Source organism: Halorubrum coriense DSM 10284, assembly GCF_000337035.1.
Taxonomy (GTDB): domain Archaea; phylum Halobacteriota; class Halobacteria; order Halobacteriales; family Haloferacaceae; genus Halorubrum; species Halorubrum coriense.
The window spans coordinates 1-15,389 of the sequence record NZ_AOJL01000008.1 but is presented as its reverse complement, the minus strand read 5'-3'; the positions used below and the strand labels follow the sequence as shown (position 1 = coordinate 15,389).

General features: G+C 71.0%; 14 protein-coding genes. 6 read left to right on the top strand and 8 right to left on the bottom strand.

Annotated features, from left to right (window positions below; translation table 11 throughout):
* The first annotated feature begins 12 nt into the window (after positions 1-12).
* From C464_RS01050 to C464_RS01030, 5 genes are all read left to right on the top strand, one after another.
* A complete protein-coding gene (locus tag C464_RS01050; protein WP_006111621.1) occupies positions 13-405 on the top strand; it encodes a DUF7562 family protein in 393 nt (130 codons plus the stop codon).
* Between the two features lie 36 nt (positions 406-441).
* Positions 442-1,293 (top strand): GIDE domain-containing protein, encoded by an 852-nt coding sequence (locus C464_RS01045; protein ID WP_006111620.1) that lies wholly within the window; start codon positions 442-444, stop codon positions 1,291-1,293.
* Positions 1,294-1,392: 99 nt separating this feature from the next.
* The gene (locus C464_RS01040; RefSeq protein WP_006111619.1) at positions 1,393-2,694 is read left to right on the top strand and encodes a ribonuclease catalytic domain-containing protein; all 1,302 of its coding nucleotides are present in this window, start codon (positions 1,393-1,395) and stop codon (positions 2,692-2,694) included.
* A gap of 92 nt (positions 2,695-2,786) precedes the next feature.
* Positions 2,787-3,287: a hypothetical protein gene (locus C464_RS01035; RefSeq protein WP_006111618.1), complete on the top strand. Its 501-nt coding sequence runs from the start codon at positions 2,787-2,789 to the stop codon at positions 3,285-3,287.
* A 57-nt stretch (positions 3,288-3,344) separates the two neighbouring features.
* Positions 3,345-4,733 (top strand): MmgE/PrpD family protein, encoded by a 1,389-nt coding sequence (locus C464_RS01030; RefSeq protein ID WP_006111617.1) that lies wholly within the window; start codon positions 3,345-3,347, stop codon positions 4,731-4,733.
* Positions 4,734-4,754: 21 nt separating this feature from the next.
* On the opposite strand, the gene C464_RS01025 is transcribed toward C464_RS01030, so the two are convergent.
* From C464_RS01025 to C464_RS01015, 3 genes are all read right to left on the bottom strand, one after another.
* Complete coding sequence (locus tag C464_RS01025; protein WP_006111616.1) at positions 4,755-5,207, bottom strand: universal stress protein; 453 nt, start codon at positions 5,205-5,207, stop codon at positions 4,755-4,757.
* Between the two features lie 64 nt (positions 5,208-5,271).
* Positions 5,272-6,552: an MFS transporter gene (locus C464_RS01020; protein WP_049910740.1), complete on the bottom strand. Its 1,281-nt coding sequence runs from the start codon at positions 6,550-6,552 to the stop codon at positions 5,272-5,274.
* A gap of 100 nt (positions 6,553-6,652) precedes the next feature.
* On the bottom strand, positions 6,653-7,846 hold the full coding sequence (locus C464_RS01015) for an MFS transporter (RefSeq protein ID WP_006111614.1): 1,194 nt from the start codon (positions 7,844-7,846) through the stop codon (positions 6,653-6,655).
* 134 nt (positions 7,847-7,980) lie between these two features.
* Here C464_RS01015 and C464_RS01010 point away from each other — a divergent pair, with 134 nt between their 5' ends.
* Entirely contained in the window at positions 7,981-9,228 is a 1,248-nt protein-coding gene (locus C464_RS01010) for an acyl-CoA dehydrogenase family protein (protein ID WP_006111613.1), read from the top strand.
* Positions 9,229-9,307: 79 nt separating this feature from the next.
* On the opposite strand, the gene C464_RS01005 is transcribed toward C464_RS01010, so the two are convergent.
* The 5 genes from C464_RS01005 to C464_RS19815 form a co-directional block, all read right to left on the bottom strand.
* Entirely contained in the window at positions 9,308-11,590 is a 2,283-nt protein-coding gene (locus C464_RS01005; protein WP_006111612.1) for a TRAP transporter permease, read from the bottom strand.
* 52 nt (positions 11,591-11,642) lie between these two features.
* Entirely contained in the window at positions 11,643-12,668 is a 1,026-nt protein-coding gene (locus C464_RS01000) for a TAXI family TRAP transporter solute-binding subunit (protein WP_049910747.1), read from the bottom strand.
* Positions 12,669-12,858: 190 nt separating this feature from the next.
* The gene (locus C464_RS00995; RefSeq protein ID WP_006111610.1) at positions 12,859-14,373 is read right to left on the bottom strand and encodes an acetyl-CoA hydrolase/transferase C-terminal domain-containing protein; all 1,515 of its coding nucleotides are present in this window, start codon (positions 14,371-14,373) and stop codon (positions 12,859-12,861) included.
* Positions 14,370-14,981, bottom strand: coding sequence for a MaoC family dehydratase (locus tag C464_RS00990; protein ID WP_006111609.1), 612 nt, complete (start codon positions 14,979-14,981; stop codon positions 14,370-14,372). The genes C464_RS00995 and C464_RS00990 overlap by 4 nt, the downstream gene beginning before the upstream one ends.
* Before the next feature lie 91 nt (positions 14,982-15,072).
* Positions 15,073-15,201 (bottom strand): hypothetical protein, encoded by a 129-nt coding sequence (locus C464_RS19815; protein WP_006111608.1) that lies wholly within the window; start codon positions 15,199-15,201, stop codon positions 15,073-15,075.
* Positions 15,202-15,389: the final 188 nt, after the last annotated feature.

Below are 15,389 nucleotides of genomic sequence, written 5' to 3'. Positions count from 1 at the left end.
GACGTGGCTCCTATGTGGGGCTCCCGCGGGAGTCGGGACCGGCGGACGGTCGTGTGTATCGCGTGCGGGGACTCCGTGCTGCGGGCGGACGCGCGCGAGTACGACAAGGAGGGCGACCGCTGGAGCCGGCGCGACAAGGAGTTCGAGTACCTCTGTGCCGACTGCGACGACGGGCTCTGTCATCAGCCCCGCGACGGGCTCGAGTCGCTGATCTGTTCGATCGAGGCGGACGGACTCACCGACGAGGAGTTCCTCGGCCGCTACGTCGACGCGGTGACGGGCGGCGACGGCGACCGCACCGACGAGGGCGGATCGGGAGGGCCCTCGGACCGCGGCCGGTCGGATCGACGCCGCTCCGACCGCGACCGCTCCGACCGCTCCGACCGCTTCGACCGCGACCGATAATTCTACCCGTCGCGGTTCGGTATGCCGGCCGTACGCATGTCCGCCCTCCACCCGGTAGCCGCGGTTCCGACTCCGGCCGCGGTCGTCAGCTCCGTCTCGACAGCCGTCGACAGCGTCGAACCGGTCCCGACGGCGATCGGCGTCGCCGCGCTGGTCACCGGTCTCGCCGTCATCGCGTACGGCGCGGCCGGCGCTCGGGACGCGATCAGGGTCCTCCGAGCGACCGCGACCGGTCCCGCGGAGCTCGACGGCGCGGAACGACGGATACGGGTCACCGGGCGCGCCGCCGAGGTCGACGGCGAGACGCTGCCCGCGCCGTTCGGCGGCGACCCGTGCCTCTGCGTCGAGTACGACGTTTCGGAGCTTCGCAGTCAGGGGAAGGGGCAGTCGTGGGTTACGATCGACGGCGGCGAGGCCGGCGTTCCCTTCCGGGTCGACGACGGCGGGACCGGCGTCCGGGTCGACCCGGCCGCGGCGTCGTTCTCGCTCGACGTCGACGAGAAGGTCAAGCTCGACGCCGGCGAGGAGCCGCCGGAGCGCGTCCGAGGGTTCATCGACGCGGTCGACGCGGTCGACGACACGGAGACTGGGTACGAGGTCGGCCCGCTCACGATCGGCGACGACCCCCGGCGGCGGTACGTCCAGCGGGCGCTTCGTCCGGGCGACGAGGTGACGGTCGTCGGCGACAGCGAGGCGTTCCCGGACGCGCCCGTCGGCGAGGTGAAATCGCGGATCGCGGGCGGTTCGCCGTTCGTCGTCTCGGACGCGAGCGCGCGACGGACCGCGCTCGGGCTGGTCGGAGGGGCGGTCGTCCCGCTCGTCCTCGGCGCGGTCGCGCTCGTCGTCGCCGCGCTGGCGCTGTCGCCGGCGATCGCGGCGTTCGTCTGAGCTCGCCCGCGCGGGCGGGACGGCGCGCTCGGCGGCCCGCCGCGCGCTCGTGTCACCCCGCCCGACAGGCCTTTCTAACGGACCCGCGTTGGTGGAGGTATGTCAGACGACGAGCCGAAGCCCGGGTCCGCCGAGGACCAGGGCCCCGTGACGATCACGCCGGAGCTGGCGGACCGACTCGCCGAGAAGCGCGAGGAGCTGTTCGAGGAGTTCGAGATCCGCGACGAGTTCCCGAGCGAGGTCCTGCGCGAGGCGGAGGCGCGGACCGAGGGGGTCTACGAGGAGATCGAAGCCGAGATCGACGACCGCGAGGACCTCCGCGACCTCACGACGTGGACCACCGACCCGGTCGACGCGCAGGACTTCGACGACGCCATCTCGATCGAGCGCGAGGAGGACGCCTACCGGCTGTGGGTCCACATCGCCGACGTCACCCACTACGTCACCCCGGACACCGCGATGTGGGAGGAGGCGGTCGAGCGCGCCAACACCGTCTACCTGCCCGACTACACGATCCACATGCTCCCGCCGGTGCTGGCCGAGACGGTCTGCTCGCTCGTCCCGAACGAGGACCGGCTCGCGCACACCGTCGAGATGGAGATCGACGACGAGACGCTCTCGTTCGAGGACATCGACATCTACAAGTCGGTCATCAACTCCGACGAGCGGCTCACCTACTCGGAGTGCGAGAACCGCCTCGACGACCCGTCGCTCCCCCTCGGCGCGGAGAACGAACTCGCCTTCGAGCTCGCGGACCGGATGCACGAGCAGCGCAAGGCGGACGGGTCGCTCGTCTTGAACCCCCGGCGCGACCGCGCGCACACAATCATCGAGGAGTCGATGCTGAAAGCGAACAAGGCGGTGACGCACACGCTGATGTGGGACCGCGGCGTCGAGGCGATGTACCGCGTCCACCCGCAGCCGACCCCCGACCAGTGGAACGAGGCGCTCAAGGAGATCCAAGAGCTCGACGGCGTCTCCATCCCGGGCGACGCGTGGGGCGACGACCCGCGGAAGGCGGTCAACGCCGCCCTCGAAGAGTCGCCCGAGCGCCAGCTCAACAAGATCCAGCGCGCCGTGCTGAAGGTGATGCCGCGCGCGAAGTACATGAACGACCCGTTCGGCGGCCACCACGCGCTCAACTTCGACATCTACGGGCACTTCACCTCGCCCATCCGGCGGCTGTCGGACACGATCAACCACTGGATCGTCCACGAGAACGACGTGCCCGAGACCCTCCTCGAACTCTGCGACCGCGCCAGCGACAAGCAGAAGGACGGCGAGACGGCCGAGCGGCTCTATAAGCAGTTCCTCCAAGAGCAGGGCCTCGACCCGTACGCGGTCAACAACCGCGGCGTCGAGGTCGTCGAGGACCCCGAGGAAGCGAAGCACACAGCCTGATCCGCCGGGCGGACGCCCCGCCGCCCGAACGTCCGGGTCGCGAGCGCGCGGGTCGGCGGGAGATATACCCCTGCGCGGCCGCAACGATCGGTATGAACAGCCACGAACACGGCGGCGACGCGGACCGACACGAAACGGACCCGCTCGAACCGACCGGCGACCCCGAGCGCGACGCGGAGCGCGCGGCGACGGTCGGCGGCTTCACCGGCGCGGTCCTCGGCGCTCGGGGCGGTCCCGTCGGGGCCGGCATCGGCGCGCTGCTCGGCGGGTCGACGGGCTACGCCGTCGGCTACGCGCTGAGCGAGATGGAGTCGATGGCGGACGAGGAGTTCGATCACGACGACGGCGACGCCGGTCACGAGACGGCGGAGCCCGACCCGGACGCGACCGCGACCGACAACGGACCCGTGACGATCGACGTCGAGTCGGAAGAGAGAGACTCCGAGGACGGTGACGACGACCACGAGTCCGAGGCGGACAACGACCACGAGTCCGAGGCGGACGACGACCACGAATCCGAGGCGGACGACGGCGAGGAGGGCAGCGAGGGCGATTTCGACGAGGGCGACGGGGACGACGAACGCGCGGACTGATCGGCGCGCCCCCGCCGCGGAGCGAACCTTGATTGTCGGCGGCGACGAGCCCCGGCCATGGTAACTGACCGCATCGTCGACCACTGCCTGTCGGTCGACGGCGACCGGCCGGCCCTCCCGGCGCACCTCCTCGACTGGTTCGCGGTCGCGGTCGGCGGCGCGACTCACGCCGACTCCACACCGGCGATCCTCGACGGCGTCCGACGGATCGCGGGGCCGACCCCGGACCCAGACGCCGACGAGACCGCGACGCTCCTCCCGAGCGGCGAGCGGCTGACGCCGGCCGACGCCGCGCTCGCGAACGGGGCGCTCGCGCACAGCCTCGACTTCGACGACACGCACCTCCCCTCGTCGCTCCACCCCGGCGCGCCCGTGATCGCGGCCGCGCTCGCGGCGGCGGAGGGGGAGGGCGAGGAGGCGCCCGCGGACCGCTTCCGCGCGGGCGTCGCGGCCGGCTACGACGTCGCCTGTACCGTCGGTGAGGCGGTCGGCCCGGACGCGCACTACGACCGCGGCTTCCACGTCACCGCGACCTGCGGGACCTTCGGGGCGGTCGCGGCCGCGGGCGTGGTCCGCGGCCTCGACGCCGACGAGCTCCGGAACGCGTTCGGGGTCGCGGGGAGCCAGGCGGCCGGCTCGCTCCAGTTCCTCGCGAACGGCGCGTGGAACAAGCGGCTCCACCCCGGGCTCGCGGCGCGCCGGGGGATCGAGGCGACCGACCTCGCCCTCGCCGGGTTCGTCGGCGCGGCCGACCCGCTCGCGGGCGAGCACGGCTTCTTCGCCGGCTACTCCGACGAGCCGAACCCCGCCGCGGTCGACCGGATCGGCGAGCGCGACGCGGTGGCCGAGACGGGGCGCAAGCCGTACCCCTGCTGTCGGTACCTCCACGCCGCGATCGACGCCCTCCGCGAGATCGCGCCGGCGGTCGACCGCGGCGCGGTCGAGGCCGTCGAGGTCGCGATCCCGAGCGCCGGCGTCCGACTCACAGGCGAGCCGATCGACGCGAAGCGCCGCCCGGACGGCTTCGTCGACTGTCAGTTCTCCGCGCCGTTCGCCGCCGCGCTGACGCTCACCGAGGGGACCGCCGGCGCCGAGGCGTTCCTGCGCGCGGTCGGTCGGCTCGACGAACCGCCGCGCTGGGACGACCCCGAGGTCCACCGGCTCATGGACGCGACGAGCGTCGGGACGGACCCGGCGATCGAGCGCCGGTTCCCCGAAGAGTGGGGCGCTCGGGTGGCCGTCACCGCGGACGACGAGACGCGCGAGGCGTCGGTGAGCGTCCCGCTCGGCGAGCCGGGGCGGCCGCTGTCGGCGGCGGAGACGGAAGAGAAGGCGGCGGGTCTACTGGCGGGGAGCGGCGTCGACGCCGACCGCCTCGCGGCCGTCGTCGAGTCGCTTCCCGAGCGGTCAGTCGCGGATCTCGTGGACGCGGCGACCGCGGAGTGAGGAGCGGCGGGACGCGGGCCGCTACTCCGCGTCGGACGGCTTCCCGACGATGACCGGGCGGTCGGCGTTGAGGATGACCGACTGGCTCACGCTGCCGAACAGCGCCTTGCCGACCGGGGAGCGCTCGCGCATCCCGAGCACGATGGAGTCGACGTCGCGCTCGGCCGCCACCGCGAGGATCGCGTCCGCGGCGTCGCCGGCGTGGAGTTCGCGGTCGTGGGCGACCCCGAGTTCGTCGAGCCGCGCCTCGACGGCCTCCAGCGATTCCGGGATCCCGCGGAGCGCTTCGATCGATTCGTTGATCTCGTCGATGATCGCCGAGCCCGCCTCGTCCGCCGGCGCGTCGACGGACTCGTACACGTGTAACAGCGTGGCCTCGATCTCGGCCGCGTCGGCCGGGAGCGATTCGAGGATGTCGACCTGCGAGAGCGCGCGGTCCGCCTCGACGTCGACCGGCAGCAGGACGTGGTACATGCGACGGGGTTGAACGTCGGTCTTGTTAAACTCCCCCGGCGGATCCGAGCGCCCCCGAACCGACTCAGTCGCGGCGCGTCGCGAAGCGCGACACCGCGGTCGCGGACAGCGCGCCGAGCGCCGCGATGACGGCGAGGACGACGAACAGCTCCCGGGGACCGGCCCGGGTGAGGATCGTCCCGGCCAGCGTGGAGCCGAGCGCGCCGATCCCGAAGATCCCGGAGTAGGTGTAGCCGAACGAGAGGCCGCGCGCCTCGCTCGGCGAGTAGGCCGCGACCGTCGCCTGCGAGAGCGGCTGGACCGTGAACAGCGCGACCCCGAGCGCGAGCGACACCGCGACGAAGGTGGCGACCGCGCCGGTCGCGGGGACGAAGAGCAGCGCGAGCGCCGCCAGGATCGTCATCAGCGCCGTCAGCCCCCGCTCCGGTGGGACGCGGTCCGCGATCCGCCCGCCGAGGTACTGTCCGAACACGCCGACCGTGAGGACCGCCACGTACAGGTACCGCCCCACGTCGAACTGGTCGGCGTACGGGCTGTCGGGGTCGACGATCCGGATGTCGACGAGCCCGCCGAGCACGTCGCCGAGGAGGTCCGGCAGGAAGGTGAGGAACGTCCGGTAGTAGAGCCCGCTGAACGTGACGAACGCGAACACGATCAGGAAGCCGCCGGCGATCAGGAGCCGCGTGTCCGCGGTGATCGACGCCAGCGAGACCCCGCCTTTCCTGCCGTCGCTCGACCCGTTCGGCGACTCGTCGGCGGCGTCCGCACCGTCGGCGTCCGCGTCGCCGGAGTCCCCCTCGTCGACGTCGACGGTGACGCCGTAGGCGGCGACGGCGACCGCGGGGAGCGCGAGCGCGGCCGTGACCAGCCGCCAGTCGAACGCCAAGAGCAGCACCGCGGTTGCGAGCGGGCCGAGCGCGATGCCGAGATTGCCGCCGATGCCGTGGTAGCCGAACGCGGTCCCGCGTTCGTCGACCGACTTCGAGAGCAGCGAGAGCCCCGCGGGGTGGTAGACGCTGGCCGCGAGCCCCCAGCACGCGACGGCCGCGGCGAGGACGGGGAGCGTCGGCGCGAGGCTCACGAGGAGGAACGACCCCGCCATGCCGGCGAGGCAGGCGAGGATGAGCGGCTTCGACCCGAAGCGGTCGACGAGGATGCCGCCGGGCAGCGCCCCGACCCCGAACAGCCCGTAGCCGACCGTGACGACGACGCCGAGCGCGGCGGCGGTCGTCGAGAACTCGCCGACCCACACCGTCAGCAGGATCGGGATCGACAGCTCGTAGGTGTGGACGAGCCCGTGCGATCCGGCGGTGAACCCGACGATCCGCCGCTCGGCCGCGTCCATGCGAATCGACGGTTCGTCGGGTCCGCGCATAACCTCGGGGGTAGCCGCCGCGGTTGCCGAGACCCCGAGCGGGCGCGGTGGCGACTCCGTCGCGGCCGCGTCACTCCGCCATCGCCGTCTCGCCGACCGGCGGCTCGGCGCGGATGACGGCGGCGACGAGGACGGCGGCGACGATACAGATCCCGGCGAGCAGCGTCCAGCTCGCGCGGTAGGTCGCGGTGTCGGCGAGGTAGCCGAACGCGGGCGGGGCGAACAGCGCCCCGGAGGTGAGTGCGACCTGACAGCCGGCGGTCGCGCTCCCCATCTGGTCGGCCGGGACCAGCGTCGCCATCACGGAGTAGTAGACGCCGGTGAAACCGAGGACGAAGAACCCGAGCGCGGCGAACGCGACCGCGGCGGTCGCCTCGGTCGCGGTCCGCGCGACCACGAGGAACAGCCCCGCGCTCGCGAGCGTCTGAACGAGGAGGATGCCGCCGATCCGGGTCCGCGGCTCGCCGGGGAGGTGGTCGGAGAGCCAGCCGCCGAGGAGCCGCCCGCCGCTCCCGAACAGCTGGACGATCGCCAGCACCGTGCCGGCGAACGCGACCGACGAGCCGACCGACTCCTCGACGTAGAGGACGGTGTAGCCGGTCGTCGTGAACAGCGCCGCGCCGAGGAACAGCCCGGCGACGACGAGGAGGACGTACGGCCGGTTGCCCGCCAGTCCGCGGAGGTCCGGGCGGTCCGTCGAGCCGCCGCCCGCGCCGCGGTAGAGGACCGCGAAGGCGACCGCGACGACGGACCCGACCCCCGCGGCGATCAGGAAGCCCGCCTGCCAGAAGAGGTAGCCCGCGAGGCCGGTGACGAGCAGGGCGCTGATCCCGCTGCCGCCGGTGACGCCGACCTGTTTGATCCCCATCGCGGTGTTCTGTCGGCCGGGGGAGACGCTGTCGTACACTGCCTTGTTCGTCCCCGGCATCGCGGTGCTGTACACCGAACCGAGCAGGAAGACGGCGACGAGGAGGAGCGCATAGGAGGGCGCGCCGGCGACGAGCACCGTCCCCGCGGCGAGGCCGACGAGCCCCAGCGAGAGCGTCTTGCGCTCGCCGACGCGGTCGGTTATCGCCCCCACGGGCAAAAGGAACAGCGCGTAGCCGAGGGTGAGCGTCGTGACGACGAGTCCGACCTGAAACCGGGAGAGTCCGAACTCGTCGCGGAAGAACGTCGTCGCGGCGAAGACGGTGTAGTAACAGATGCTCGCGGACACCTGCCAGAGGGTCACCAGCGAGACGGTGCGCCAGTAGGAGCGGTCCATTCACCGCCAGCCACCACGCCACGGTGTATAAGCGGTCCCGTCGCGGCAACCGGGCCGGCCCCGACGGGCGACGACCGCTCGGCGCGGACCGCCCGGGTACGAATCCTTATGAGCCGCGACTAGGATGAAAGACCATGACACAAGACTGGCGGGACTCGGTCGAGCTCAGCCAACAGCAGTCGCTCGTCCGGCGCAGCATCCGGGACCTCTGCGCCGAGTTCGGCGACGAGTACTGGCGCGAGCGCGACCGCACGGCGACGTACCCGACGGCGTTCGTCGACGCGCTCGCCGACGACGGCTGGCTCGGGATGCTCGTGCCCGAGGAGTACGGCGGCGTGGGGATGTCGACGAGCGAGGCCGTGGTGATGATGGAAGAGATCGCCGCCAGCGGCGGCGGCTTCGCCGGCCCGCAGTCGATCCACGGCGGGATCTACAACTCCGTGCCGATCGTGAAGTACGCCGACGAGGAGCTGAAAGAAGACCTCCTGCCGCGCGTCGCCGACGGAGACGCCCGGATCCAGGCGTTCGGCCTCACCGAGCCGAACGCCGGGTCCGACTCGACGGCGATGGAGACGCGGGCCCGGCGCGAGGCGTCGCGCGCCTCGGAGCGGGGCGGCACCGCCGCGGAGTGCGACGGCGACGAGTACGTGATCGACGGCGAGAAGGTGTGGATCTCCCGGGTCGAGGACAGCGACTACCTGCTGCTCATGGCGCGGACAACGCCCCGCGAGGAGGTCGACAAGCGCACCCGCGGCATCTCGATGATCCTCGTCGACCTGGCGGACGCCTACGGCAACGGGCTGGAGATCGAGCGGATTCCGAAGACCGCGAGCCGGGCGGTCCACTCCTACCAGCTGTACTTCGACGGCCTCCGGGTCCCCGCGCGGAACCTGATCGGCGAGGAGGGGAAGGGGTTCTATCAGGTCCTCGACGGGCTCAACGAGGAGCGGCTGGTCATCGCCGCCGAGTGTCTGGGGCTCGGCGAGGTCGCCCTGGAGCGCGGGATCGAGTACGCGAACGAGCGCGAGGTGTTCGGCGACCCCATCGGCGCGAACCAGGCGGTCCAACATCCGCTCGCCGAGGCGTACGCCGACCTGCTCGCGGCCAAGAAGGTGATCTACAGCGCCGCCGACCGCCTCGACGACCTCGAACGCACCGAGGCCGGTGCGGAGGCGAACGTCGCGAAGTACCTCGCCGCGGAGGCCGCGTTCGAGGCGGCCGACGCCGCGGTCCAGACCCACGGCGGCTTCGGCGTCGCCCGCGAGTACGACGTGGAGCGCTACTTCCGGGAGGCCCGGCTGACGCGGCTCGTCCCCGTCACCCAGCAGCTCGCCCTGAACTACCTCGGCGAGCGCGTGCTCGGGCTGCCGCGGTCGTACTGAGCGGGCGCTCGGGGCGGGCCGAGGTCTGCGCCGAAGCGGGCAAAAACACCGAGAGACGACCGTGGAAGCGATTTCGGAGTTAGCGCTTCCGACCCGACAGCGTCCCGACCGCGCCGCGCAGGGTGCCCAGCGGGTTCGCCCGACCGATCACCGTCTGGAGCACGTACAGCGCGAGGACGCCCGCGAGCGCCCCCACCTGAACCGCCTGCATCGGGTGGACCATCGCCACCACGCCGGCGGCGAAGAACGCGACCCGCAGCCCGTACGTCTGCCCGCGGCCGAACGCGAACTGGTAGTTGATCCCGTGGATGATTGCGAGCGAGCCGAGCATCGCGAGCAGCCCCGCGGACAGCGAGGCGTAGTCGAACGTCCCGGAGACGAGTTCGGGGTGGTAGGCGAACGCGAACGGGAGGACGAAGAGCGGCGCGGAGATGCGCAGCGCCTCCTTACAGCTCCCCCAGAACCCGCCGCCGGAGATGCCGCAGGTGACGGCGACGCAGGTCGCGATCGGCGGCGTCAACCCGGCCAAGATGGCGGCGTAGAACACGAAGAAGTGGCCCGCGAACTCGGGCACCGCGAACTGGTTGATCAGCGTCGGAGCGACGAGCAGCGCCACGACCGTGTACGCGGCGGTCGTCGGCATGCCGAGCCCGAGGATGATACAGATGATCATCGCCAGCATGAACGCGATGATCGCGATACCGCCCGAGAGGTCGAGCAGCGTGAGCGAGATGGCGGTCGGCACGCCGGTTGCCATCAGGATGTCGACGACGCCGTTGATCGCCGCGAGGATGATCGTCACCGGCGCGACGACGAGGACCCCCTCCCGGAAGCCGTCGACCGTCTGTTCGAGCGTCCCGACGAACGCCTCGCGGTTGCTCTCGCCGTCGAGCAACGCTTGGATCTGCGGGATGCCGATCCCGAAGGCGATCATGGAGATGACGGTGTACAGCGCCGCCGTCATCACCGTGTACTGGAGCACCCCGAGGACGTAGATCAGGATGACGAGCGGGACGCCGTACTTCACCGCCTCCAGCAGCACCGTCTGCGTCGCCATCGTGTCGCCGATGAGGCCGTCCATCTCGGGGTCGTCGATCTGCGCCGCGGCCACGTAGTGGACCGCCATCGCGATCGAGACCACGAGGACCGCCGCCGGGATCAACCCCGAGATTATCACGTCGACGTAGGTAGCTCCGCTGATGAGCTGCGCCATGATGAACGCCCCGGCACCCATCACCGGCGGCAACACCTGTCCGGCGGTGGAGGCGACCGCCTCGATCCCGCCGGCCGTCTCCGGTTTGATCCCGTTCTTCTTCATCAGCGGGATCGTGAACGAGCCCGTCATTCCGGCGTTGGCGGTCTGACTCCCGTTGACGGAGCCGATGACCGCGCTGGAGATGACGGCGGTCTGGGCGATCCCCGAGTCGACGTACTTCGCCGAGCGGACCGCCAGCCGAAGGATGAGGTCGAACGCGCCGTACGCCTTCAGCAGGCCCGCGTACAGCAGGAACAGGGCGATCCACGCCGCCACGAGCCGGGTGAGGAAGCCGTAGAAGCCGTCGACGCTCACCACGAGGATCCGGAGGATCCGCGAGGGGCTCAGGCCGCCGTGGGCCAGCGCGCCGGGCATCTGCGGGCCGGCCAGCCCGTAGCCGATACCGACCAGCACGACCGCGAGGAACGTGATCCCGAACGAGCGCCACGTCAGGTAGATGATGGCGAGCGTGAACGCGAACGCCATCGCGATCTGGGGCTCGGTCGCGCGCCCGACGGTGTCGATCGCGACCTGCTGGTAGTTCAGGAAGAGGTAGCCGCTCGTCCCGAGCGAGATCAGTCCGGAGACGACGAGCAGCCCCGTCTCGACCCAGTCGCGCTCGATCAGCGGTTCGTCGAGTTCGGAGAGGACGTACAGGCCCAGAATACCGCCGAGGAACGCGACCGCGTACTGCCCGCGGGGCATCTGCTGGGTGTACGAGTACCACATGACGACCGTCCAGAACGGGACCGAGTAGCAGATAAGGACCATCCGGAGTCGCTCTTCGATGTCCGACCCGAGCCGGAAGGACGCCAACGCGGCACCGCCGACGCCGACCGCGCCACCGACGGCGATGATCGTCGGCGTCATCGCCTCGACCGTCTCCGCTGCCCCGCCGCTCAGGAGCGCCGGCAGGACGACGGTGGGACCGAAGACGAGCCCCAGCCAGAAGGGCAACGAGAGGAGATACAGCCAGAGCTGTCTGCGGCCGCGGTCGCCGGGCGCGAGGTCGAGCGATTCCTCGTCGGCGAGCAGGCCGTCCTCTGCTACCTCGGGGTCGGTCGGCGGATCGGTCGGATCAGGTGGAGTGTCGGGGTTGGTGGCCATCCGTCAAAGGGTGAAAGGGGGCGGTCAGGTGGTTGTACGCCTGTCGTCGGGACTACTCGTCGCCGCGACTCCAGGAGTCGTTCCAGACGTCGTTCTCCTCGAAGAAGTTCGCCACGCCGGCGTGGATGTCGATCTCCGGGATCACGGTCTGGGTCATCGCGTCGGGCGAGTACTCGAGCGTCGTCGGGTCGGACTCGCGGAGCGTGTCCTCGTGTTCGATCGCGAGGCGGCAGATCTCCTCGGTGGCGCGGGCCGGGATGTCGGGACTGAACGCCCACTGGCCGGCGAGCGACCAGGTCGTCATCGTGTCGGTGTAGGCGGTGACCTCCTGCTCGTACCCGTACGGCTCGACCTCTTCGAGGAGCGCGCCGGGGTTGTTCTCGATGACGGAGCGGAACTCGTCGTCGACCTCCAGCAGGTTCAGGCCGCCGCCGCTGCGAACGTCGACGTTCTGACACCAGCCGGAGAGGTTGACGCCGTTCGCGCCGTACAGGCACAGCGCGTCGACGCGGCCCTCCTCGACGGCCCCCGGGATGTCGCCGGTGTCGACGTTGAGGATCTCGTTCGGCTCCCACATGCCGGCCTCCTTGAGGATCTCCTCGGTGAGCAGCCGCGTCCCGAAGCCGGGCTGGATCGGGTAGATCGTGTAGCCGCCCTCGCGGAGGTCGGAGACGGACTCGACGCCGCTGCCGTCGAGGCCGACCCAGTGGATCTGAAGCGACGTGAACAGGAACCCCTGATTCGGCAGCGTGTCGACGGGGTCGTCGGCGAACGGGCCCCCCTCGCTGAGCGCCTTCGCGAGCGAGTTGTTGTCGACGCCCATCGCCGGGATGTCGCCGTTGTCGTACGCGTAGAGGTTCGCGGTCCAGCCCTGCGTCTCCTGAACGGAGATGTTCAGGAAGTCGCTGTGCTGGGACGCGGCGCGGGCGAGCGCCTGTCCGGCCGCCTGCGTCGAACTGCCGGTCGAGGTCCCGCCGATGGTGACGGTCACGTCGCCGCCGCCGTCACCGCCGTCGCCGCCGTCGCCGCCGGAACAGCCGGCGAGTCCGACGGCACCCATCGCGGCCGCGCCCTTCACCACGTCGCGTCGAGTCGGCTTGTCACTATCTACCATGTAGATTTAGCCATACCGTGGACTCGTAAAAGCGTATCGTCGCTCCCGAGAATTGACGGAAAGAGCGGGTATCGCCGGAGAAACCGTACTACGGAGCGAGTTACTTTGGGAGAAATTTCACTGCTTACGAGTTGGAAAAACGAGATCCGCTCGGCTACGTGTCGGGTCGGTCCCACGAGAACGCCGACGGGAGATGGTGCGGCGTGTTGCCACCGCCCGCTCCGGCTCGCGCGCGATAGTCGTCGAGCGCCTCGCGGAACGAGGGGTCCGCCACCGCGGTCAGCGCCTCGGCCCGCTCGCGGGGGGAGCGTCCGCGGAGGTCGGCGACGCCGTGTTCGGTGACGATCACGCTCGCGTCGTGTTCCGAGTGGTCGACGTGCGGCGTCAGCGGGACGATCCGGGAGACGTCGCCGCCGACCGCCGTCGAGGGGAGCGCGACGACGCCGAGCCGGGAGTTGCGCGCGAAGTCGCCGCCGCCGCCGATGCCGTTGACGACGCGGGTGCCGCCGATGTGGGTCGCGTTCACGTTGCCGTAGAGGTCGACCTCGACGGCGCTGTTGACGCCGACGACGCCGAACCGGTCGATCAGTTCGGGGGCGTTCGAGACGTCCGCCGGCCGCAACACCACGTCCTCGGCGTAGCGCTCGACGTCCGCGAACAGGCGCTCTTGACCCTCGCTCGACAGCGCCAGCGAGGTGGCGCTCGCGCCTCGGAGGTCGCCCGCGTCGAGCATGTCGAGGAGCCCGTCCTGAACGACCTCGCCGACGTACGCCAAGTCGCGGTCGCCGAAGTCGACGTCCGAGAGCGCGCCCATCAGCGCGTTGCCGAGGCTGCCGACGCCGAACTGGAGGTTCACCGCGTCGGCGAGCAGCGGGTTGCGGTCGAGTTCGGCCTTCAGGAACGCGCCGAGGTTCTCCGCGATGGCCTCGTCGGTCGGGGAGACCTCGCGGAACTCGTACGGGTCGTCCGCCCGGTCCGTCTCCACGACCGCGGCGAGCTTCCCGGGGTCGAACCGGACCGCCGGGCCGTCCGTCTCGCCGAGCGGGTCGTCGAGCGGGATCGGCCGCCGGTTCGGCGGGTCGTCGCGGACGTGGACGTCGTGGACGCGGGCGAGGTCGATCGGCTGCGCGCGGTTCACCTCGACGACGATCCGGTCGGCCACGCCCACGTACGCGGGCGTGTGCCCGATCGAGGTAGACGGGACGAGCCAGTCCGGGCCGACCGCGACCGCCTCGACGACCGCGATCGTCTCGCCGCGCATGCCCGCGCGGAGCCCGCCGAACCGCACCTCGTCGGCGAGCCGCGAGATGTGGCGGTCGTGGAACTGGATCCGGCCCTCGTTGGCGGCCGCCCGCGAGGTCTCGTTTGGGACGAACGGGTAGCGCCGCGCCATGTCGCCGGACTCGACGAGGTCGCGGTCGATCTCGTCGCCGACGCCGCCGCCGGAGACCACCGTGAGATCGCGCTCGTCGTCGGCCGCCGCCAGCGCCTCCGGGACCAACTTCGGGTAGCCGACGCCGCCGAAGCCGGAGACGAGCAGCGTCGCGGTCTCGGGGACGAGCGCGGCCGCCTCCTCGGGAGCGGCGAACGGGAGGTCGCCGCCGAGCCGCGTCGCCGGCACCGGGTCGTCGAGCGTCGGTGCCGCGGGACCCGAGGGTGCGGGCGTCACTCCAGGTCCTCCGGCTGGGTACCGATCCCCTCGGGCCAGCCCGTGGGCCGCGCCGCGCTCGGCTCGGCGTGCGAGCGCTTCAACACCATCGGCGTGCGCTCCAGGGAGAGCACCAGCTCGTCGTTCTGGTTGTACGCGCGCAGCTCCGTGGTGACGATGCCGACGTGGTCCCGGGAGGAGGACTCGCGCTTCGCTACGACCTCCGACTCCGCGAACAGCGTGTCGCCGTGGAAGACGGGCGCATGGTGGCGGATCTCGTCGTAGCCGAGGTTCGCCGTCGCGTTCGCGCTCACGTCGATGACGCTCATCCCGACCGCCAGGGCGATGACGAAGGTGCCGTCGACGAGGCGCTCGCCGAACTCCGTCTCGGCGGCGTACGCCTCGTTGAAGTGCATCGGGTTGAGGTTCATCGAGAGGTTGGTGAACCAGACGTTGTCCGTCTCGGTCACCGTTCGCCCGTACGGGTGTTTGTACACGTCCCCGACCGCGAAGTCCTCGTAGTAACGCCCCTCCCACCCGCCGACGAGTCGGCGCTCCGGCTCCGCGTCGCCCCCGTCTCCGTCCCCCCTGTCGCCCTCACCGCCGTGTGCGTCGCTGTCTCGTACCATACCGACACCGACAACGAACGGCTAAAAGAGGATTGCGCTCGCGGCCCCGCCCGCCGGGTCGCTCGCTCGCGGTCAGCGGCGTCGTCGCGGCCTATATCGAGGAGGTGTACAGCAGCATGCCGACGGCGACGATCGAGACCAGCAGGATCCACGCGACCATGATGGCCCCCATCTGACGGTGCGTGAGGTTCGTTCCCTCGAGTATCTCGGAGACGCTCATAGGCCGACGAATTAGCCGAGAGTATTTAATGGCTTCCAACGGCAGGGGGCCGACGCACCGATTTTCCGCGGCTCCGAGCTACTCGATCCCGAGTTCGCGGGCGGCCGCCGCAGATATCGTGACGCCGGCGTCGGCCGTGGTGACGGGCCCGTCGAGGACGTCGTCGAGCACCTGTCTCTTATACACAT

What these genes read in the sequence shown, in the direction of transcription:
- C464_RS01025 (WP_006111616.1), bottom strand. Translation starts at nt 5,207, where the DNA reads ATGTACCACGTCCTGCTGCCGGTCGACGTCGAGGCGGACCGCGCGCTC.
- C464_RS01020 (WP_049910740.1), bottom strand. Translation starts at nt 6,552, where the DNA reads ATGGACGCGGCCGAGCGGCGGATCGTCGGGTTCACCGCCGGATCGCAC.
- C464_RS01040 (WP_006111619.1), top strand. Translation starts at nt 1,393, where the DNA reads ATGTCAGACGACGAGCCGAAGCCCGGGTCCGCCGAGGACCAGGGCCCC.
- C464_RS01015 (WP_006111614.1), bottom strand. Translation starts at nt 7,846, where the DNA reads ATGGACCGCTCCTACTGGCGCACCGTCTCGCTGGTGACCCTCTGGCAG.
- C464_RS01035 (WP_006111618.1), top strand. Translation starts at nt 2,787, where the DNA reads ATGAACAGCCACGAACACGGCGGCGACGCGGACCGACACGAAACGGAC.
- C464_RS00990 (WP_006111609.1), bottom strand. Translation starts at nt 14,981, where the DNA reads ATGGTACGAGACAGCGACGCACACGGCGGTGAGGGCGACAGGGGGGAC.
- C464_RS01010 (WP_006111613.1), top strand. Translation starts at nt 7,981, where the DNA reads ATGACACAAGACTGGCGGGACTCGGTCGAGCTCAGCCAACAGCAGTCG.
- C464_RS01045 (WP_006111620.1), top strand. Translation starts at nt 442, where the DNA reads ATGTCCGCCCTCCACCCGGTAGCCGCGGTTCCGACTCCGGCCGCGGTC.
- C464_RS01030 (WP_006111617.1), top strand. Translation starts at nt 3,345, where the DNA reads ATGGTAACTGACCGCATCGTCGACCACTGCCTGTCGGTCGACGGCGAC.
- C464_RS01005 (WP_006111612.1), bottom strand. Translation starts at nt 11,590, where the DNA reads ATGGCCACCAACCCCGACACTCCACCTGATCCGACCGATCCGCCGACC.
- C464_RS01050 (WP_006111621.1), top strand. Translation starts at nt 13, where the DNA reads ATGTGGGGCTCCCGCGGGAGTCGGGACCGGCGGACGGTCGTGTGTATC.
- C464_RS19815 (WP_006111608.1), bottom strand. Translation starts at nt 15,201, where the DNA reads ATGAGCGTCTCCGAGATACTCGAGGGAACGAACCTCACGCACCGTCAG.